Source organism: Psychrobacter sp. T6-5 (assembly GCF_052258485.2).
In the GTDB taxonomy this organism is placed as follows: Bacteria; Pseudomonadota; Gammaproteobacteria; order Pseudomonadales; family Moraxellaceae; genus Psychrobacter.
This window is the reverse complement of sequence record NZ_JBQQEY020000001.1, coordinates 528,188-549,580: the sequence shown is the minus strand read 5'-3', so window position 1 is coordinate 549,580 and position 21,393 is coordinate 528,188. Positions and strand designations below refer to the sequence as shown.

Sequence of the window (21,393 nt, the reverse complement as noted above, 5' to 3'; positions counted from 1 at the left end):
CTTTTGGTATCAGCGGCGATTGCTACTGGTGCTGATTTTGAAGTTGCAGCATTATCACTATCCCCTATTTATTCCAACGGCAGCCGTCGTACATGCCCGTAATTTGAGGCACGGTTTGTCTATTACCATTTAACCCTAAGTACTACTCAATCAAACGTACTATTTAATCTTAAAGGTGTAATTAACATGGCTACAGATTTACAAGTCACAACCAACAAGCTATCTAATAAAGAAACTCAGCTAACGGTTAAAGTTCCTGTTGAAAAAATTCAAAACAAAGTTGAAGGCCGTATTCGTCAAGTAGCGAAAACTGCCAAGATTGACGGTTTCCGTAAAGGTAACGTCCCTATGTCACACATCCGCTCTCAGTACGGCGCTGGCATTCAACAAGAAGTTATCAACGATGTGATCCGTGATACGGTTTTTGAAGCGATCAAATCTGAAGACATCCGCGCTGTTGGCATGCCTAACATCGACGACGTAAAACTTGAAGACGATTTCTTGGTATATCAAGCCACTGTTGAAATCTTCCCAGAAGTAGACGTACAAGGTATCGATGAGATCGAAGTTGAGCGTCACACGGCACAAGTGAGTGAAGAAGACGTTGACACCATGATCGAAAACTTACAAAAGCAACGTGAAGAATTCGTTGAGAAAAAGGGCATGGCTGCGAAAGACAACCAAGTGACTTTTGATTTTGAAGGCTCTATCGACGGCGAAAAATTTGAAGGCGGCTCTGCTGAAGACTTTAAACTAGTTATCGGTAGCAACCAGATGATTCCTGGCTTTGAAGCTGGTATCAAAGGCATGAAAGCTGGCGAAGAAAAAGTCATCGACGTCACGTTCCCAGAAGATTATCAAGCTGAGAACTTAGCTGGTAAAGAAGCTCAGTTCAAAATCAACGTAAAATTGGTTGAAAAATCTAAGCTACCTGAAATCAATGAAGAGTTCCTAGAGCTATTCGGCGTAAAAGAAGGCGGCGTTGAGAAGTTGAAAGAAGACGTACGCAAAAACATGGAACGCGAAATCAAAAACGCTGCACGTAGCCAAGTTAAGCAAGCGACTTTTGATGCGTTGCTAGAAAAGAACGAGTTTGACGTACCAAACGCGATGCTAGAGCAAGAAATCGAGCGTCAACGCAACATGATGATGCAACGTTTTTCTCAGCAGTTCGGCGCGAATGCTGATAGCTTCGATAAAGACATGCTGCCAAATGAGCTATTTGAAGAGCAAGCGCTACGTGCTGCTCGTCTTGGCATCATCGTTGCCCGTGTTATCGACACGAAAGGTCTAGAAGTAGATCAAGAGCGTGTTGAAACCTTCATCAAAGAAGCCGCTGAAAACTACGAAGATCCAAGCGAGGTCATCGAGTACTACACCAATGACAAGCAGCAGCGCGCTAACATTGAGTCTGTAGTATTAGAAGACCAAGTAGTAGATTACTTGATCAGCCAAGGCAAAGTGACTGACAAAGAAGTCAGCTACCAAGACTTGCTAGCGGCTCAGCAACAACAGCAGCAAGGCATGTAATTTAGACTGAGCGCTGTGTAGTGTTAAACTATAATACTTAGATAGCGCTCTTTTTCCACATGTCAAAAAATACGGCTCCGATCATCGATCGGGGCCGTATTTTTTATGGACGCTTGATAACCGCTTTATTTAGTAAATCATCATAGAGTTTACTTTATACAAAAGCAGGAACAAACACTGCACCCAGTCCAAGCACGACTAGCCCGCGCTGTAACCATAAATTATCACCGAGGCGTTGCTGTAACTGCTGGCTGACCAATGTACCAACTACATATAGCGCCAACATCGTCACTAGCATCCCTGCATAAAATCCTAGCTGACCACTCACGCCAGCATTTGCTGGTACTTCCAGCGCATGTGCCAACCCATGAAAGACGGCCAAACCACCAAAACCAAACAATGATAGCTGCTGAATACTTGGCGTGTGCGTTGGTTGAGTACGCGCTGAAAATGTTTCTTGTCGACTCTTATCACTCATCAAAATCAGTGCCAATACGACCACCGATAATGATATAACGACTTCAATTGATCCAGATGATGCAGCAAACCCAACACCGCCAATCAGCACACCAATAGTGCCCAAAACAGCCCCTAGTGATAACCCTGCCGTCAATGACATCATACCTAAGCGCTGCTTCTGTAGACCATAAAACAACATGCCCATACCGACTGCCAAAAACAAATGATCAAGGCCGGTCACTGGATGCATCAGTCCTGCTTGCAATGTGCCCAAAAATGACGGCGCTTGCATAGTAGCCGAGTGAATATGTCCTGAGTGTGCTTGTGCCAATGATGGTAGCATTAGCGATGTCATCATCACAGCCGAACCAGACACGATATGACGAGCTGAGAGCACTGGTGAAAAGTGAGAGTTTTTTAAAGTCTTTATCATGCGATTTTTCCTTATTATTACTATTCTAATTGTCGATGTGGGCGACTAGCTAAGCCAGCATGCCATGTTCTTTAATAAAGGCGATAATCTTATTTAGCCCATCACCTGTTTTCATGTTGCTAAATACAAAAGGCTTGACGCCACGCATTTTTTTAGCATCGCGTTCCATCACTTCCAGTGAAGCACCAACCATTGGCGCAAGGTCGGTCTTATTGATAATTAATAAATCAGACTTTGTGATACCCGGGCCGCCCTTACGAGGTATCTTATCGCCTGCAGAGACATCAATGACGTACAAGGTCAAATCAGACAGCTCTGGACTAAACGTTGCGGCTAGATTGTCGCCACCTGACTCAATGATAATCAACTCCAACCCTTCAAAAGTTGCTTGTAGCTCAGCAATCGCAGTCAGATTAATAGAAGCATCTTCGCGGATAGCCGTATGCGGACAGCCGCCCGTCTCCACGCCGCGGATACGTTCAGCGGGCATGGCATCATTGCGAGTCAAAAACTCTGAATCTTCTTTGGTATAGATGTCATTGGTCACGACTGCCATATTGACCGTATCACGCAAGTTTTGGCATAGTCGTAATGTCAAAGCAGTCTTACCACTACCAACTGGACCGCCAATACCAAGGCGTAAGCACGATAAGGCAGGCTGATTTGCGTTTTCACTATCGATATGTGAGTCAGGGACGGCTTGAGTATTTTTTGGTTTTATTGGGGTTAGAGACATCGTAAGCTCCTTAGAGGATTCATATAGAAATAATTATAAATAGAAATAAAGGTAAAACTATGAGCGGAACAACCGACTGTATTGCTCCTCATGCATACTCGAGAGGATAGCCAAATTGGGCAAGTTATTAGAGATATTAAGCGATTCATAAAGGTCTTGGCATAGCTGCTGACAGTCTGGTTCTTCACTTTTATCTACAGTATTGGTAGTGTTTGTCGACATGACTAAGGCATCAAAGGCTTGCTGTACGTCATCGCTCAATGCATCAACTTGAGAGCCCAAATCGCTTTGTAATTGCCATAAGATACGCTGACCCGCCATTTGCCCTAGCGGTACGGTCTTGACAGCAGCGAGTACCATATTCTCTAATTGCGCGAATCCATAGGTCGTCATCGTTTGCACTAGTGGTATTTGCCAATACTGAGCAATGTGAGCGAATAGTGGTAAATAACCATCATCAGGTATCTCAGCGGGTATACCAAGGGCAAGTACTTCATTAAGCCAAGACACCATCGCCTGTGCCAATTGCTGCGACTCGAGTACAAACTCTTTACTCTCTAGACTGGCATGATAGTCATGTGCTAGGTTGCTCGCCAGCGACTCATGACCTTGGCTAAGTGCGCACATGATTAATCCCAATACAGGTAACTCGTAGCCAATCACCGCAAGCTCTAGGTAATCCTGCATAAATGCAAGCGTACTGGCTTCGTCAAAGATAACGCCTGACTCAATTGCTGACTCTACTCCTTGCGAATAGGTATAACTACCAATCGGCAAATTGCTCGATGCCAGCATCAACAGCTGTCCAAGTTGGGTAGGCTGAGTAGGCTGAGCACTGGTATTAACCATCATTTGAATGACCTACATGCGCATCATGATGACTATAGCTATGTCCGTGGCTGTGGCTTTCATCATGGCTATGGTCATGACTTTCCTTATGACTATGAGAGTCACTATGCGAATGTGCATGTGAGTGAGAGTGGCCATGCGCATGCCCTTGGCCCGTTTGATAAGCGCCCGTCTCAGGCTCAAATGGCACTGAGGTAGACTCGATATGCAAACCAAGGTTTTCTAACATCTGTGCAAGTACATGATCATTTTCAAAATACAAGGCATAGCCTGCATCACCCTGATCAAAACTGTGGTCAAACATCAATGGCACATGACGGTTGCCCAAATGATAAGCGCCTTTCATTAGTAGAAAATCATCGTCAGCCGTTACCTTAGTCACGGCTTGTGGCTTGGCGATGACTTGCATCAACTCCCCTAAATCATTGATGAGGACATCGTCGCCTTTTAGTACGCCTGTACGAGGCAAGTCAACACCGACCGCCTCACCTGAGACAGTAATGGCTCTAAAGCGGGAATGCTGACGAGTATCAAAATCCAATAGCAGGTAATCGTCGGCTTTATACTGTTCTGCCAATTGCGCTTTTTGGGTATCGCTAATCGTACTTAAACGGGTATTAAATATTTTCATTATTATTCTCTGGCTGTTGTTGCTCAAACTATTGGTCAATAGTATTGATGGTAAAAATGTTAGGAATAAAGATAAGATATCACTCAAGAAACCAACTGACCATTGGCATACATGGTTTATGCCTCACTGTCTGTCTTAGAGATCCTATAAACGTGCATCATAAGCTCTAAAATAAAAAATAACGCTGTGCCATCGGCAGTACATCAGCAGGCTCACAAGTGAGCGTCTTGCCATCAGCACGCACCTCGTAGGTCTCAGGATTGATATCCATATCTGGGCAGTAGCTATTAAAGCGCATATCGCTTTTGCGAATCTTACGGATGCCATGTACTGGCTGAATGACTTTGGTCAATCCAAGCTGTTTATCCACTTGTTTATCGATGGCGGCTTGCGACATAAAAGTGATACTGGTTTGGGCGACTGACTTTGGATAAGACGCAAACATAGGACGATAATGTACAGGCTGAGGGGTAGGAATAGAGGCATTAATATCGCCCATCGGCACCGCAGCGATGAGTCCACCTTTGATGATGCACTCCGGCTTTACCCCAAAAAATTTGGGCGACCACAGTACCATATCTGCCCATTTACCCACTTCGATAGATCCAACCATATCGCTAATACCATGAGTAATCGCAGGATTTATTGTGTATTTTGCGATATAGCGTTTGATACGGAAGTTATCGTTGTCCGCGCTTTGGTCATAGTCTGTCAAAGTGATGTACTGCTGCTCATCCTCAATGGTCGCTGTTGCATCTGGCGCTAAATGACCACGTTGAACTTTCATTTTGTGCGCGGTTTGCCATGTACGAATGACCACTTCACCCACTCGACCCATCGCTTGTGAGTCACTACTCATCATCGAGATAGCACCCAAATCATGCAATATATCTTCTGCGGCGATGGTTTCTTGACGAATACGGCTTTCGGCAAAGGCTACGTCTTCTGCGATAGCAGGGCTTAAATGATGACAGACCATCAGCATATCGAGATGCTCATCAATGGTATTGACGGTGTATGGGCGCGTTGGGTTGGTTGAAGATGGCAGCACATGCGACTCGCCAATGGCCTTTAGAATATCGGGCGCATGACCACCGCCGGCCCCTTCCGTATGAAAGGTATGAATACAACGGTTTTTAAATGCGCCTAGTGTGCTCTCAAGATAGCCACTTTCATTTAACGTGTCAGTATGAATCGCGACCTGCACATCATAATCGTCAGCGACGCTCAGACAATTATCGATGGCTTGCGGCGTTGTACCCCAATCTTCATGTAGCTTGAGTCCCACGGCACCTGCTTCGATTTGTTCAGCAATGGGTTCCGGTACACTTACGTTACCTTTACCCAGTAGTCCAATATTCATAGGAATGCTATCAGTAGACTTTAGCATCGAGGCAATATGATACGCCCCTGGTGTACAGGTGGTGGCGAGCGTTCCTTGAGCTGGCCCTGTGCCTCCGCCCAGCATCGTGGTCACTCCTGACATCAGCGCGGTCTCACACTGCTGAGGCGCGATAAAATGAATGTGGCTATCAACACCGCCTGCGGTAAGAATTTTGCCTTCGCCAGAGATTATTTCGGTCGCACCGCCAATAGGAATGTTAATGGCTGGCTGAATATCAGGATTACCCGCTTTGCCAATGGCACTGATACGACCATCCTTAATACCGATATCAGCTTTGTAGATACCCGTATAATCAACAACCAATGCATTAGTAATCACCGTATCAGCAACCTCAGCACCCAGCAGTTGCCCTTGACCCATACCATCACGGATAACTTTACCACCGCCGAATTTGACTTCTTCACCTTTTATTTCAATAGGTTTATTGCTACTTTCACCACTTTGCGACATATCCGCTTGATCAACAGCAGTATCTTTATGACTGGTTAAATCTGCTTCAACTTGTAGCCAAAGCTCAGTATCAGCGAGACGCACTTTATCGCCGGTAGTCGGGCCAAAATGCTCAGCATAAATACGTCGACTCACTCGCTTCTGCGAAGTAGCGGTTAGCTTATTATCGGTAGCGCGCTCTGATATTTTGTCTGAATGAACTGCGCCCATGGCTCGACCCGCGAAGCCGTACACTTCCTGCTTGCCCGCGTAAGCCACCAATTCTACTTCTCGCGACTGTCCCGGCTCAAAACGTACAGCGGTTCCGGAGATAATGTTGAGACGAAAACCCCGAGTCTGCTCTCTCTCAAAACTCAAGGCATCATTGACTTCATAAAAGTGATAATGCGAGCCAATTTGGATCGGTCTATCCCCAGTATTGCTGACACTGATGGTTTGTACCTGCCGTCCTTGGTTTAAGATAATATCGCCATCTTGGATATGGTATTCGCCTGCTTGCATGGGAGCCGCCTTATTTTGGAGTGATCATTTAGTGATAGACAGAACTATACGATGGGATTGTGTACCGTGACCAATTTGGTACCATCAGGGAAGGTCGCCTCAATTTGCACTTCATCCACCATCTCAGCTACCCCTTCCATGACATCATCCGCAGACAGGTAAGTAGCCCCTTCACTCATTAATTCAGCCACTCTTTTGCCATCTCTTGCCCCCTCCATCAGCAGCATACTGATATAAGCGATGGCTTCGGGGTAATTGAGCTTAACGCCGCGATTTTTTCGGCGCTCAGCCACCATGCCAGCGGTAAATAGCATGAGCTTGTCTTTTTCTGTTGGGGTCAGATGCATGGCAAATCCTTATTTTATTATGAAACTGATAGCAGACCAGCAGGTTGTATCGCTTAGTTATTAAAAATCGTAACCTAGGTGTCCCAAATACGTGGACGACAGGGCTCAAGTTGCCACCAATGATCTCTCAAGACTTCTCTTAGATGATAAAACGCCTCAAAACAGCCGCGCACATCTGCGCCAATATACCGAATATTGACCGCCTGACCGTTATGAGTGCAGTAGACAGGCAATTCTGCCTGAGCAATGGCTTGACGTAAGGCCAAGATAGTACTGTCTAAATAACGAGTTAAAGCCTGTTTGATCGTGGCGAGTGCCGTCTCAGTCGATTGTGTGGTTTGAGATGCGGACAATGCGCGGTTGTCATGTACGTCGCTCAAACTTGGTACGGCCCAAAACGACCCATAAATATGCTGACCTGCCAGCCCCAAATTTGAGGTGAACCAGCGACTACCAGCAGCCTGATCTACACGTTCAGCAACGATGACCTTACCTTCTCGGTAGATATTTAATCCAGTATGATAACGCCCTTGCAAAAACTGCTCATCATATGCTTGCCGCCCAAATACGCTAATCTCCCATGTCAGCAAGCTAGAGGAATCAGCTAAATCAAAGCGACTCACTGCATGCATATTGGCTTCGTTATAGATAATACTCTCTTGTGGCAGCCATTCTAAACGGGTATGTGCCCCGAGTTTGGCTTGCAGATGTTGGCTTGCATAGGCAGCTATCTCGTCTTGGCTCATACTTTGGTGCGTGTCGTTATCGTCCAACCGAGCTTTATGTTTTTGGCTAACACTGTCTTTACCATACCACTTGCCAGCCCCTGGTGTGGTGATAACAGCATGGCTGCCACTGTCTAAATGCAACTCTATCGTCAGCGTATCACCGCCTGCGATACCTGCTGGCGGATATAACATCAATATATGACAAATGGCTTGCTGTACACGTGGCTCAGGATATAGGGCACGCTGTACCATAAGCGCGCCCGTGTGCTTACGATGAGATAGCCGTGTTTTAGCGGTAGCAGCCGCAATTTTGGCAGTATCTGTGCGCTTAACAGTGTCAAAACTCAATGTTAAAGAAGAAGCCCAACTCATTTTATATACTCATTTGCTCATTTTTCTCATTAAACACAATCTAGTAATCTGATTCCTGACCAAAAAGTCAGCTAATCTCACTGTCTATACAATCATTATGCCAACTCATATGCTCACGATATTGCATAAAGTAAGCTTATACATCCAACATAATGATTTTACTTTGGTTTTGACTGTATATTTTTTCTTACTAACACGACAAAGCTGGTTTAGCTATTTTTTAATCAGCTTTTTACCACTGATAATTCATAAATAAGTAGTTATTTGCACCAAATTGTGGCATTTTTTAATAATATGCACCATTTTTTAGCATTTAAACTTGGACAGTCAACACACTAGTTTACGCTGCCCTTTCTACTTATAAGAATGATTATGAATAAAGTGCGCTCAATGATCGATTTGATAATAAACCATTTGCACAATTGAGTAGTAAGATAGGTAGATTGCAAGGCGGTTAATCAGGTATTCTATGTTAAAAAGCATGGTGAGACACTGCTCTATGATATCTATAACAGGATAAGCTTCTATAGAATGCACCTAATTTGCGGATATTTGGGTCAGTATCTATCTTTTATATTGCTTTTAGATTTTTAAAAAGCCCAAACAGATAGGATGCTCACTTTTTCACCTATTTTATGCACAAACGGGTTTTATAGGCTTGAATAGTGAGCATGGCCCCCCTATAAACTACCCATTAGCTCAAAACCTACTAGACAATAAAATTACTCAAGCTATTTTTACTTTATACCTTTATCGATAGGACTCTTCTATGACAGATTATGAACGCATCACTGCTAACCCACATTTTGATATGCTGATGAGTGCGCACAAAGAAGTACAAACCACACAAGCGGCATTAGTACCAATGGTTGTCGAGCAGTCTTCACGCGGTGAACGCTCATTTGATATTTTTTCACGCCTATTGCGTGAGCGCGTTATCTTTTTGACAGGTCAAGTCGAAGACCATATGGCCAATCTTATCGTTGCCCAGTTACTATTCTTAGAAGCTGAAAACCCAGACAAAGACATCCATTTGTATATCAATTCACCAGGCGGCTCAGTAAGCGCAGGTTTGGCGATCTTTGATACCATGAATTTCATCAAGCCAGAAGTATCAACCATCTGTATGGGCGGTGCTTATAGCATGGGCTCATTCTTGTTGGCCGCTGGTCAAAAAGGTAAGCGCTACTCACTCGCCAATGCTCGCGTGATGATTCACCAGCCATCAGGCGGGGCGCAAGGTCAAGCAACAGATATCGAGATCAATGCTCGTGAGATTCTAAAAACTCGTGCACGCTTGAACCAGATCCTGTCTGAGCGTACTGGTCAGCCACTCGAAAAAATTGAAAAAGACGTCGAGCGCGATTTTTGGTTAGATGCACAAGAAGCCAAAGAATACGGTTTGGTTGACGAAGTATTAGAGCGCCGCCCTGATTCTTTATAATCAAAGCATAAGCGCTATGCCTCTCAACTGAGAGTGTCATCATAAGAATAGTTATAGTCTATTTGCAGTACAGAAAAGCAATCTATTTGTCATGGCTGACTTATCGAATAATAAAAGAGATAAGCATTTAACCGATAAAGTGATTGATATGCCACAAATAGACTAACCAGTTTTAAACTTTAGGAGCGCCTTTTATGGCAGAAGATAATACCCCGCATTGCTCGTTTTGCGGTAAAGCCAAAAGCGATGTCCAGCAGCTGATCGCCGCTGACGATGCCAACATCTGTAATGAATGTATCGAGCTATGTACTGATCTAATCGCAGATAGCGCAGAATACAGCGATGATGACAGCGAAATAGATACTTCTTGGGTCAATAAAAAGCTACCAACGCCAAAAGAGTTACGTGCCAAGCTTGATGAGTACGTTATCGGTCAGGACGCTGCCAAGAAAGCCTTGTCTGTCGCTGTCTACAACCATTACAAACGTCTAAAAGTTAGCCAAACACTCGCCAATGACAGCAAAAAAGCCAAAATCGGCGCTGATGATGCCATGGTAGAATTGGCTAAGAGTAATATCTTGCTAATCGGTCCGACTGGTTCTGGTAAGACATTGCTAGCGCAAACCTTGGCCCGTCTGCTAGATGTACCTTTTGCAATGGCCGATGCTACCACCTTAACCGAAGCAGGTTATGTGGGTGAAGACGTCGAGAACATCGTGCAAAAGCTATTACAAGCGTCTGACTATGATGTAGCAAAAGCTGAGCAAGGTATCATCTATATTGATGAGATCGACAAAATCAGTAAAAAAGGCGATAACCCATCGATTACCCGTGATGTATCGGGCGAAGGCGTGCAGCAAGCGTTGCTAAAGCTGATCGAAGGTACGGTTGCTGCGATTCCGCCGCACGGTGGTCGTAAGCATCCACAGCAAGAGCTGATCCAAGTTGATACCAGCAACATCCTAATTATCGTCGGCGGCGCGTTTGCTGGACTGGATAAAGTCATTCAGCAGCGTACCGAAAAAGGCGGTATCGGCTTTAACGCTGATGTTAGCTCAAAAGACGACAGCCGTCGTAGCTCAGACTTGCTACAAGAAGTTGAGCCAGAAGATTTGATTAAGTTTGGTTTGATTCCTGAGCTAATCGGTCGTCTACCTGTGCTTGCTGCGCTAAAAGAGCTTGATGAAGAAGCATTGGTGCAAATCCTCACCGAACCGAAGAACGCACTGGTCAAACAGTACAAGTATTTGTTCGATATGGAAGGTGCTAAGATTAGCTTCACGCAAGAAGCACTTGATGCCATTGCCAAAAAAGCCATGGAGCGTAAAACTGGCGCGCGCGGTCTACGTTCTATCGTAGAAAACGCCCTGCTTGAGACCATGTACGAGCTGCCTTCTATGGAAAATGCCAAGACCGTGATGGTTGATGCAGAAGTCATCAATGAAGGTAAAATTCCTAAAATTGCTTAATGCATAGTGAGACTTAGATGACTCGTTATTAGTAATGAGTTATTCAAAAAAGCGTCTGGCCTTATACGCCATGGCGCTTTTTTTATGTCTATCGATTGCCTAAATTATTTATCAAAAATTCGATTAATTTTTATATTCTAATAACAATCAGCGGCATAGCGCTTTAGAGATAATTGACGCTCCTTATCACAAAATGACAGCCGCGTTTATCAATCACAAGTAGACCTCATCGCAAATCATGCTAATGTAGATAGTCTATTGCGACCTTTATTTTACTGCTGTATGCCACCGTCTATGGCACCTATGAATACCCACTCTTAATAATACAAAGGATTGTTTATTATGCTTAACAATATAACCACGATGGCGTCCTCATTACGTCAGCACCTGCCCTTTTATACACCCAGCGATCAAGATAATGATATTGCGCCTTATTATCAGAACCATGTCGCCGCTATCACTGGTGCAGGTTCTGGTATGGGACGCGAGCTTGCGCTTCACTTAGCACAAATGGGCTGTCATGTTGCACTCTCTGACATCAATGCAGAGCAACTGGCACGAACCAAAGAGATGCTGGTTGGTTATGACATTCAAGCAACAACAACCGTGCTCGATGTGTCAGACAATGACGCTATGCAAGCGTGGGCGGATAGCGTGATGAGCGATCATGGTAAAGTCAATTTCATCTTTAACAATGCAGGCGTGGCGTTCTCTTCGACGATAGAAGGCGCCAGTATTGAAGAGCTTGAATGGGTGATGGATATCAATTTCTGGGGCGTGGTTTATGGCACCAAAGCTTTTTTGCCATTGATCAAAAATAGCGTCAAACAAAGCGAAGTGACGAGTGATAGTCAAGACGATCAACTCCGCCAGTTTAAAGAACACGGTCATGTTATCAATATATCCAGCCTGTTTGGTTTGACCGCTCAGCCTTCTTACTCTGCTTATAATGCCAGTAAGTTTGCGGTACGCGGCTTCACAGAGAGCTTGCGTCAAGAGCTTAACATTCAGAAATGCGGTGTATCAGCGACCTGTATCCATCCAGGCGGCATCAAAACCAATATTGCCAATAGCGCACGTGGCAATGATAGTACCAGTACAGTCGGTATGCCTACTGGTGATAAAGCCATTAGAAGCTTCAATAAACTGTTGAAATTCGATGCCAGCGAAGCGGCTTGGATTATTTTACATGCCGCTGCGACCAATCAGCAGCGTTGCTTAATTGGGAATGATGCCAAAATGGTTGATGCCATTCAGCGGGTATTCCCATCACATTATAGTGAGGTGATAAACGACATCACTCAGTTATCGCGCAAACTAAAGCCGCGTCGTCATAAAAAATCAAAGTCAGCTACATAACTGATCACTGTCATAAATATTTTGTAGTATCAGCCAGAACAGATAATTCATATAAAAAAGCCCAGCTATGAGCGTAGCTGGGCTTTTTTAACAAATAGTATTAATAAGGCCGTTGATAGTGCTTTTAAAACTAATATTAAAGCATTAAGGCAACTTCATATCACCAGCAACTAACCAACCCATACGGCGCATGATGTAAGCGACTATACCGGCAATCACTGCAGGCAATAAAAACATCAATAGAATAATCGCTGTCCATAATTGAGTCGTACTCATGATTTCTTGTGATGCTTCAATAACTCCAAACACACCGACCAAACCAGCGGTACCCATACCAGCCCCTGTCGCTGTACAAGCCAAACCAAATCCGACAGTCGCGATAGGGCCAACGATCGCGCTCGCAATAACGGCAGGTAGTAGAACTAATGGCTTTTTTAGCACATTAGGGATTTGCAGCATGCTGGTTCCCAATCCTTGAGAGATGACGCCACTGAATCCATTATCCTTAAAACTGGCCACGGCAAAACCAATCATATGCGCCGCACAGCCAACAACTGCGGCACCGCCCGCCAAACCACCAAGGCCAATCGCAATACAAATAGCAGCGCTCGATGTTGGTAGCGTCAATAAGATACCAACGACGACTGCAATCACGATACCCATCAGCAATGGCTGTAGCTCAGTTGCCGCGTGAATCCCTTGCCCAATCGCATTAACTGCCGCAACGACAGGCGGATTGAGTAGCGCACAGACCAATAGCGCGATACCACACACTGCTAAGGGTACTAATAAAATATCGAGCTTGGTCTTGCCTGCGATCCACGTACCAGCACGATAAGCGAATACAGACGTCAGATAAGCGCCAATTGGATTGCCAGGTAATGCCACAAAAGTTGCAGGCCCACCCACTTGCGGCGTAAAAAGCGTGCCTGCCATTAATGCTTCGGAATGGGCACCAAGCATACCTGCTACAAGGCAGCTAAGCATCACGAGTGTTGGCGCTTTTAAATAATAAGCGATACCCACCCCGATGCCCGCTCCCATTAATATTGAAGCAAGCTTACCGACCGCGACCAATGCTGGCAAATCTAACCAGCCACCGATTTGCGAGATAATCAAGCCAGCAATTAGTGTGACAAATAGCCCTAAAGCCATGCCCGTAAAGGCATCGATAAAGTATTTTTGAAAAAATGCTTTGATAACGCCTGCTTGCGGTGTTACTGAGTTAGATACGGTCATAGCCATACTCTTAATGGATGTTTTGATAGGATAAAACAATTAGAAAGCATTTGATAAAATCAAGAGATAAAAAAAGCGTCATGACGACGCTTTCTTTCTTATTTATAAATACAGCTATTCAAGACGATTGAATCTAAATCTAGCGACGCTGTTCAACGATAATAGAGTCTATACCATTGTTCTGTAGGCGCTGCTGTGCTGTTGTCACTGCCTGACGGTTATTTAACGGACGCGAGATTACCTGATAGATAGGTAGGCCATTGCCTGTCGTGTTTTTGACTACTCTGGCATCAACACCCGCCATCAATACTTGGGCTCGGCGACGATCTGCTTCATCTGCATCACTAAAGCTATTGATCTGCAAAATATAGGTCGCAGCAGGTTTGGCAGCTTGAATACTTGCCGTACCTGCTCCCGCATTGTTGCTACGGGTCGTAGAATTGCTGGTATTAGCAGGTGGCGTACCATCATAGGTTGCGTCCTCTTCAACAACAACGATATCGTCGCCCGCAGCAGTATTACTACCGCTACTGGTCTCGCCTGCAGGATTTTCCGCATCACCAAAGCTACCAACATTCTCTATACCATTAGCTGCCGTACCATCCGGCTGGGTCACGACGACATCCGGCTCAAACGCGCCAATATCTCCTATCTGATCGTTATCAATCTCAGCGATATCTTCATCAGGAATGGTTGCCATCTCTTGATTGGGCAAAATATCGTAGAACTCATAATCGCCATTATCGGTATCAGTATCTACGCGCGGCTGCACCTGCCGATCAGGATCATTCTCGGCGCTACCATCAGCGGGACTAAAGTTAAATAATGGTGAAAGGTAGATAAACACCCCGATCATAAGGGTCAATACGGCCCCAACAAACATCCACAATAAGCCCGATACGCTACTTGATTTGCGCTTTTCTGTTGCGCCTTTCGGTTTTTTGGCTAGCATGGATCTCGTTCTCCCTACTGAATTTAACGGTCATCATCGAATTAATGCTATTGGCTGTCTATACTCATGTCACATGTTAGAACATTACTACATAGCAGAAGGTGCAGACAAGCCAAGCAAACCCAGGCCGTTCGCCAATACCTGTCTAACTGCTTTAGACAAACGCAAACGTGCTTGCATCAATGCCATCTCATCTGAGCTTGGTGTTTCACCTGACGTGAGACTCACAGGCAAGATACGATTGGTGTCATACCAACCGTGGAACAATGCAGCAAGCTCTTTTAGGTAGTTAGTCAAGACATGTGGCTCGTAGCCAGTCGCTGCACGTAATAGTGTCGCTGGATAACCTGCTAATAGTTTAATCAACTCGTCTTCATTTGGCGCGCTAAGCAGGTCTTGATGTGCCAAACCAACAGCATCATCTGCTGCCAAATCGTAGGTTGCCAGTTTTTCTAATACACGGCAAACGCGCGCATGAGCATACTGAATATAATATACTTGATTGTCTTTGCTTTGTGATTTGGCAAGCTCTAAATCAAAGTCAATGTGCACTTCAGGCTTGCGCGCGACATAGTAAAAACGCGCCGCATCATTGCCGACTTCTGCACGCAAATCACGCAAAGTAACGAACTGACCTGAGCGTGAAGACATTTGTACTTTTTCACTGCCGCGCCATAACGCCACAAACTGTACCAGTACGACATCAAGACGTTCAGCATCAATACCCAACGCGAGCAGCGCCGCTTTTACGCGTGGGACATAACCGTGGTGGTCTGCGCCCCAAACGTTAATCACTTTATCAAAACCGCGATCGAACTTGTTTTTGTGATAGGCAATGTCCGAGGCAAAATACGTCGACTGACCATTAGCACGGCGAACCACGCGGTCTTTTTCATCACCAAAATCGGTCGATTTGAACCAGATATTACCGTCTTTTTCGTACAAATAACCTTTGTCATCGAGTATTTGTAGGACAGGCTCAATCTCGCTATCAATCGATCTTTCACTGAACCAGCACTCGTAGCTCACACCAAAGTCATTCAAATCGTCTTTGATATCTGCCAAAATACTGCTTAACGCCGCATTCAAAAATAGCGCATAGCTATCACCAAGCAAGGCTTTGCTATTCGCAATCAAACCATCAATGTGCGCTTCTTTATCACCAGACACTAAGGTTTTTTCACCGTCAGCATTGATCTCAAATTGCGCGTCAACTGGCGCATCCTTGGCAACCTGTGCAAACTCGTGTACATAACTGTCGCCATGTTGCGTTTTTAATGTCTGCGCGATATCACTGACATAATCGCCTTGGTAGCCGTTGACTGGGAACGTGATTTGCTCACCATTTAGCTCCAAATAACGCAAATAGGTACTGGTCGCTAAGATGTCCATTTGGCGACCAGCGTCATTGACATAGTACTCGCGCGTGACGTCGTAACCGATGGCTTCTAGCAAGTTTGATACGCTCATACCAAACGCCGCACCACGTCCGTGACCGACATGCAGACTTGAGGTCGGATTGGCAGAGACAAACTCGACTTGTACCTTTTGCCCATCAAACTGATTACTCAGACCAAAACGATCTTGCAAGGTAAAGATATCGTCTAGTACCGAAAACTTAGCCTCTGAGTTTAAAAATACGTTAATAAACCCAGGACCGGCAATTTCTACTTGGCGAATGTCTTGGTTCTCAGGCAGCGCGCTGACGATTTTTTCAGCGAGTTGACGCGGATTGGCCTTTGCCGCTTTGGCCGCCGTCAGTGCGATATTGCTGGCAAAATCACCGTGGCTAAGGTCTTTAGTACGCGTGATTTGACTGTTATTCTGCCAGTCGCTTGGTAACGTACCATCTGCTTGTAGGGTTTGAATCGCATCATTGAATAGGGATGCAAGCGTATCAATTTGGGCTTGTGACATAGGGATTTGAACTCAATTAAATAAACAACAAAACGGTGCGAATGCGAGCAGTCGATAACTGCTTATTATAATGTCGACCGACATTGCAGGGATAAAATAATGCAAAAAGATAAGTAATCTGTAAATATAACAATCTTTGCGCTTTATTGCACCATTTGCGCCAAAATTAGCACTAAAATCTTACCGTTATGACAACTAAGATTGATAATTGGGATTAATATAAATTTTGTTCGCTCGTTTGCTGATGCTTAGTAAAATAAATCTGGTAAAAATAATATAACATTGATAAGCGAATGACTTTGTCAATTGTAGCGTTCCTGTTGCCCGATACTGAGCAGTCGTTTATACGCAACTGCTTACACGTTATAATGGTGGTTTATATTTCGCTTCTATGACGCTTCTACGCCATAGAAGACGCGTTATTACCCTATAGGATTACGCTATGTTTGCTATTGCTGCCAGTACGGTCACCAGTTGGGGCTTGTACGTTTTACTGCCGATATTCATCGCTTTCTTATTCTTTATCATGTGGGATATCTCTAAAAAGTCTGATGCTGGACGCGCGGGTACCTTTTGGATCTTTTTGGCCCTTGGCGCAGGCTCTGTTGGCTTCATCCTTAAAATAGTCATGGAAGTCGCTTTCAAAAAATGGCTGATATAATCAGTCATTTTTCGTCATTAAATCCCAAATATTTCTTATTGAGCCTTACCATTACTGTCTATGACTTTACTCACATAGGTGGGTAGATCCCATGCCCCACCAGCAAAACCGCGACACAAACCTGTGCTCGCCTCTGCGCTCTTAACGAACGTTTTACCATTCCACGTCCATGTCGCACTATTCCAGCAATCACCGATGCCGCGATCTTTGTTAGCGGCGCGGATGTCACCTGCATCATACTCATTACCTGCTGTCGTGATGAGCATAGGATTGCTAGGCTTGTCGTTATTAATGAGCCAATAACCCGTGCTTGAGTTGTAAGGGCCTGACCAGCAGAGATGCGTGGCTAACGTATGCGCTTTGTCTACTGGTATAAAGTCCCAGCCAAGCATAGTAGAACCATACTCTGACATCCGTTGGTATGTTTCCGTTTTTGGATTGACCAGCTCACAGTCGCCCATTGTATTTCCAGATCCGATGAGCTGCTTGGAGTCAATGTCGACCCATTTATTTATATTTTGCTGAAAGTATTTAAGTTTTGATGGGGTGAGCGTCTTTTTATCTTTTGCCGAATACGCAAATGCTTTATTGATGGTGGGAATTGGCAATGCCGCTTTTGGCGTTTGTTGATTGCGCTGGTTTTTGCTGATCAATGCTATCGATGTCCCTACTCGGCCCTGCACGTCATCAAGCTTGAGCAATACCGATGATATTCCTTTGTCGCTGATACGCCAGCGATTGTTACCCGCTCTGACTTCTATCTTGTTCGTGATACGAGCCTTATCTATAATTGCTTGTGTTTGCTTAGCAGATAGATCATATAATGCAGGGTAACTTCCAACGGGCTGCAACGTCCCATAGTTTTTATTATTTAGCCAGAGCTCAGCCTTATCTTTAGACGCTTTTGATGCCAGCTGAATTTGTGCTTTTGGTGTGGCAATTTTTGGCGATACGGTGAATAGCACTGAAGCAGGCTTATCTATTGAGGCGTCACTTGAGTAGCCAGCCACTCTACACGTCCGCGTATTATCACAAACCACTTGCCAGTCGTCTTGTACAAAGCCCCAGCCTTCAGACGGTGTGCCATATCCAGCGAGAGCAGGTAGCGATAGCGATAGCGATAGCGAACCGATCGTAGCCATCATTAAAGCAGCTGACATTTTCATTATTACTTCCTTGTATTGTTATTCTACTCAACGCTATTTTTTTGCAATCAAGGTTGCACGCATAGGTGCAGGATAGCCTTCAATAGTCTTTGTGGCATCACTAGGATCTAAGAAGTCTGCTAACGAATGATAGGTCATCCATTCGGTTTTTCGTTGTTCCTCAATCGAGGTAACGGCGACATCGACGCAGCGTACGTCTGAGAAACCTGCTTTTTCTAGCCAGCCTGTCAATGCAGCAACTGACGGTAAAAAATACACATTATTCATCTGCGCATAGCGGTCATGTGGCACCAGTACTGTATTGGCATCACCTTCGATAACTAACGTCTCAAGCACTAGCTCACCGCCTTTAACCAACTGCCCTTTCAGCTGTTGTAAATGCTCAAAGGGTGACTGGCGATGATAGAGCACACCCATACTAAATACGGTGTCGAACAGTTGGCTATACTCAGGCAATGCTTCAAGTGGGACAGGGATATAATGCGTACGGTAACGGCCCGTCTCATGAGCATCCGCGCTACCGATAAAATGACGAATCGCCATAAACTGATGGTAAAATAAGCACGATGGATCAATGATAATGACGGTATCTGCTCCCGCCCCTGCCATACGCCAACCGTGATAGCCAGAGCCGCCGCCGACATCTAATACGCGGCGACCGTCAAGCCTACTCAAATGCGGCGCAACACGTTGCCATTTCCAATCACTATGCCACTCAGTATTAATCTTAATACCTGACTCATCATCGCCAATCTGAAATGGCCCTTTGCGCCACGGCATCAACTGCTTTAATAACGCCGTTGTTTGTTTATGCTGAGACTGATTCAGACTTGCCTCTATCGCCAATGTATCGCTGTTTAGATCGACGTGATTGACCGTCAAACTTGGTAAACGCGCCACAGATGCTTGATAAGCAGGTGCATGCGCATAGTTGGCTTTGTCTTTTATATCACCTAACCATGTTGGCAGTCGCGTCAGCCATTCGTAAGCACTTGGATACTGCTGAGCCAGTTCTAGTAGGGTTAGATATAGTTCGCGTTCGGCGTGGGTGATGGTGTCGTTAAGCATAAAAGCAGGTTACCGTATTGATTAAGAAATAACTGTGTTAAAAGTAAGGATTATTTAAACGCCACCACAGAAACAAAGTTCAAAAACTGAAACCACGTCAGATGACGCTTAAAACCAACTTGATCTAGCCGTGTATGATGCTCATCTAACGTATCCGTAATCAGCACATTTTCTAATGCATTACGCTTACCGCTGATTTCCATTTCGGTATAGCCATTAGCACGTTTGAAATCATAGTAACGCTCAACCAACCACGCATCGTATTGCTCATCAAAGGCGTGGGTTTTTTCCGTCAATACTAATATGCCGCCTTCGCTCAAGGCCGCATATATCTTCTCTAATACTGCGACTCTATCGGCTGCTGGTAAAAACTGTAGCGTTAGATTTAAAATCACCATGTCGCATGGCTCAAGCTCAATATCGCGGATGTCTGCAGTGATTACTTCGATATCATGCTCAGGATAGTTGTCACTCAATAACGTCGTCGCTTCCGTCGTCATCGCAGGCGAAATATCAATCGCTTTGATCTGCAAATCTTGCGGATCAAACTCACCAGCCAGCGTCATACTGGCGGCACCAAGCGAGCAGCCCAAATCATAAATACGGCTAACGCGCTGACCACTATCGCTCTGCTGACGATACTTGCAGTGACGGCGGGCAAAGATGGGCAGCATAGCCAATACCTGACCATAACCGGGTACGCTACGACGAATCATATCGGGAAAACAAGCCACCACTTGCTCATCAAAAGAAAAACGCCCCGCTTTATCGAGTGGCGTGGTAAACGGTTTATCAAAAAGGGTATCATGTTTGATAATGGCAGGCTGGGATTGGCTCATGGGACGACTCGTATTCTGTGATAATAGAACGTAAATAAGAAAGTACTTGGCAGTTTTGCTCGCGCTATTCATCGATAGCAAATCAACGTAGCAAAAGCCCATTATAACATTACTGTTTGTTACTTATCGCCACCAGATGCCCTGCTAAGCTAAACGACATTGTTTGATAGATAACACTTAGACAAACAACGATGATTTTATATTTATAAAAATAGGAAAAAATTATGCAAACAATCGTATTAGGCGGTGGCTGCTTTTGGTGCACCGAATCCGTATTTTTATCCGTAAAAGGCGTGCAGTCTGTCGTTTCAGGCTATATGGGCGGCGATGCAGTATCAGCCAATTATGAAGCCGTATGTAGCGGTGACACTGGACACGTTGAAGTCATCAAAGTCGAATTTGATGAGACGACTGTTCCGTTAGAAGTCATTCTCGACGTATTTTTTGCCACGCATGATCCCACCACGATGGATCGTCAAGGCAATGACGTTGGCAGTCAGTATCGCAGCGTGGTCTTTTATACCGAGGAAGACCAGAAACCAACGGTCGACCGTACCATCAACAAACTGCGTGACATGGGCGTCAATGTCGTCACAGAAGTGCATCCTGCTGTTGAGTTTTACCAAGCAGAAGATGCGCATCAAGACTTCTTTAACAGAAACCCAGGGCAGGCTTATTGTAACTTTGCCATACCACCAAAACTCGCTAAATTGCGTAAAGAATTTAGCAATTACATGGTAAGCTAAATGATAGATTAAATAATGTATGGTTCATTCAGAATACATTTGACATGATGGTCAATACTAGCTAAATACCTAAGCCAAACACTTATCATATA

At 44.8% G+C, this 21,393-nt stretch carries 19 protein-coding genes; 6 read left to right on the top strand and 13 right to left on the bottom strand.

The genetic code is table 11. The annotated features are described in order from the left end of the window. Positions 1 to 186 precede the first annotated feature (186 nt). A complete protein-coding gene (gene tig / locus ACTXGK_RS16995) occupies positions 187 to 1,530 on the top strand; it encodes a trigger factor (RefSeq protein ID WP_371532991.1) in 1,344 nt (447 codons plus the stop codon). Between the two features lie 154 nt (positions 1,531 to 1,684). On the opposite strand, the gene ACTXGK_RS16990 is transcribed toward tig, so the two are convergent. The 7 genes from ACTXGK_RS16990 to ACTXGK_RS16960 form a co-directional block, all read right to left on the bottom strand. Beyond that, positions 1,685 to 2,422 carry a HupE/UreJ family protein gene (locus tag ACTXGK_RS16990; RefSeq protein WP_443517696.1) on the bottom strand — a complete coding sequence of 246 codons (738 nt, stop codon included), beginning with the start codon at positions 2,420 to 2,422 and terminating at the stop codon, positions 1,685 to 1,687. Between the two features lie 49 nt (positions 2,423 to 2,471). After that, the gene (ureG, locus tag ACTXGK_RS16985) at positions 2,472 to 3,158 is read right to left on the bottom strand and encodes an urease accessory protein UreG (RefSeq protein ID WP_443517697.1); all 687 of its coding nucleotides are present in this window, start codon (positions 3,156 to 3,158) and stop codon (positions 2,472 to 2,474) included. Positions 3,159 to 3,215: 57 nt separating this feature from the next. After that, on the bottom strand, positions 3,216 to 4,010 hold the full coding sequence (locus ACTXGK_RS16980) for an urease accessory protein UreF (RefSeq protein WP_443517698.1): 795 nt from the start codon (positions 4,008 to 4,010) through the stop codon (positions 3,216 to 3,218). After that, complete coding sequence (ureE, locus tag ACTXGK_RS16975) at positions 4,000 to 4,638, bottom strand: urease accessory protein UreE (protein WP_443517699.1); 639 nt, start codon at positions 4,636 to 4,638, stop codon at positions 4,000 to 4,002. Before ureE ends, ACTXGK_RS16980 begins: the two co-directional genes overlap by 11 nt. A 166-nt stretch (positions 4,639 to 4,804) precedes the next feature. After that, positions 4,805 to 6,994, bottom strand: coding sequence for an urease subunit alpha (gene ureC, locus ACTXGK_RS16970; protein ID WP_443517700.1), 2,190 nt, complete (start codon positions 6,992 to 6,994; stop codon positions 4,805 to 4,807). Between the two features lie 44 nt (positions 6,995 to 7,038). Then, a complete protein-coding gene (gene ureA / locus ACTXGK_RS16965; protein ID WP_057761815.1) occupies positions 7,039 to 7,341 on the bottom strand; it encodes an urease subunit gamma in 303 nt (100 codons plus the stop codon). Positions 7,342 to 7,415: 74 nt separating this feature from the next. Continuing rightward, positions 7,416 to 8,441 carry an urease accessory protein UreD gene (locus ACTXGK_RS16960; RefSeq protein ID WP_443517701.1) on the bottom strand — a complete coding sequence of 342 codons (1,026 nt, stop codon included), beginning with the start codon at positions 8,439 to 8,441 and terminating at the stop codon, positions 7,416 to 7,418. Between the two features lie 817 nt (positions 8,442 to 9,258). Between ACTXGK_RS16960 and clpP the strand changes: the two genes are divergently transcribed. From clpP to ACTXGK_RS16945, 3 genes are all read left to right on the top strand, one after another. After that, entirely contained in the window at positions 9,259 to 9,885 is a 627-nt protein-coding gene (gene clpP, locus ACTXGK_RS16955; protein ID WP_269117322.1) for an ATP-dependent Clp endopeptidase proteolytic subunit ClpP, read from the top strand. 194 nt (positions 9,886 to 10,079) lie between these two features. Then, the gene (gene clpX / locus ACTXGK_RS16950; protein ID WP_443517702.1) at positions 10,080 to 11,354 is read left to right on the top strand and encodes an ATP-dependent Clp protease ATP-binding subunit ClpX; all 1,275 of its coding nucleotides are present in this window, start codon (positions 10,080 to 10,082) and stop codon (positions 11,352 to 11,354) included. A gap of 342 nt (positions 11,355 to 11,696) precedes the next feature. Further along, the gene (locus ACTXGK_RS16945; RefSeq protein WP_443517703.1) at positions 11,697 to 12,713 is read left to right on the top strand and encodes an SDR family NAD(P)-dependent oxidoreductase; all 1,017 of its coding nucleotides are present in this window, start codon (positions 11,697 to 11,699) and stop codon (positions 12,711 to 12,713) included. Positions 12,714 to 12,857: 144 nt separating this feature from the next. On the opposite strand, the gene ACTXGK_RS16940 is transcribed toward ACTXGK_RS16945, so the two are convergent. The 3 genes from ACTXGK_RS16940 to argS all read right to left on the bottom strand — a co-directional run bounded on the left by ACTXGK_RS16940 (position 12,858) and on the right by argS (position 16,821). Further along, positions 12,858 to 13,952, bottom strand: coding sequence for a PTS sugar transporter subunit IIC (locus ACTXGK_RS16940; protein WP_443517704.1), 1,095 nt, complete (start codon positions 13,950 to 13,952; stop codon positions 12,858 to 12,860). Positions 13,953 to 14,091: 139 nt separating this feature from the next. After that, positions 14,092 to 14,904: an SPOR domain-containing protein gene (locus tag ACTXGK_RS16935; protein ID WP_443517705.1), complete on the bottom strand. Its 813-nt coding sequence runs from the start codon at positions 14,902 to 14,904 to the stop codon at positions 14,092 to 14,094. 87 nt (positions 14,905 to 14,991) lie between these two features. Beyond that, complete coding sequence (argS, locus tag ACTXGK_RS16930) at positions 14,992 to 16,821, bottom strand: arginine--tRNA ligase (protein ID WP_443517706.1); 1,830 nt, start codon at positions 16,819 to 16,821, stop codon at positions 14,992 to 14,994. A 442-nt stretch (positions 16,822 to 17,263) separates the two neighbouring features. Here argS and ACTXGK_RS16925 point away from each other — a divergent pair, with 442 nt between their 5' ends. Then, positions 17,264 to 17,482, top strand: a complete 219-nt coding sequence (locus tag ACTXGK_RS16925; protein WP_057761830.1) for a DUF2788 domain-containing protein — start codon at positions 17,264 to 17,266, stop codon at positions 17,480 to 17,482. Positions 17,483 to 17,517: 35 nt separating this feature from the next. On the opposite strand, the gene ACTXGK_RS16920 is transcribed toward ACTXGK_RS16925, so the two are convergent. From ACTXGK_RS16920 to cmoA, 3 genes are read right to left on the bottom strand one after another with little or no spacing between them, the layout of a single operon-like run. Next, complete coding sequence (locus tag ACTXGK_RS16920; RefSeq protein ID WP_443517707.1) at positions 17,518 to 18,648, bottom strand: DUF1176 domain-containing protein; 1,131 nt, start codon at positions 18,646 to 18,648, stop codon at positions 17,518 to 17,520. Between the two features lie 33 nt (positions 18,649 to 18,681). Next, the gene (gene cmoB / locus ACTXGK_RS16915) at positions 18,682 to 19,716 is read right to left on the bottom strand and encodes a tRNA 5-methoxyuridine(34)/uridine 5-oxyacetic acid(34) synthase CmoB (protein ID WP_443517708.1); all 1,035 of its coding nucleotides are present in this window, start codon (positions 19,714 to 19,716) and stop codon (positions 18,682 to 18,684) included. Positions 19,717 to 19,766: 50 nt separating this feature from the next. After that, entirely contained in the window at positions 19,767 to 20,555 is a 789-nt protein-coding gene (gene cmoA / locus ACTXGK_RS16910; protein WP_443517709.1) for a carboxy-S-adenosyl-L-methionine synthase CmoA, read from the bottom strand. A 224-nt stretch (positions 20,556 to 20,779) separates the two neighbouring features. On the opposite strand from cmoA, the gene msrA reads away from it, so the two are divergent. Further along, positions 20,780 to 21,301 carry a peptide-methionine (S)-S-oxide reductase MsrA gene (msrA, locus tag ACTXGK_RS16905; RefSeq protein ID WP_238039041.1) on the top strand — a complete coding sequence of 174 codons (522 nt, stop codon included), beginning with the start codon at positions 20,780 to 20,782 and terminating at the stop codon, positions 21,299 to 21,301. Positions 21,302 to 21,393 lie beyond the last annotated feature (92 nt).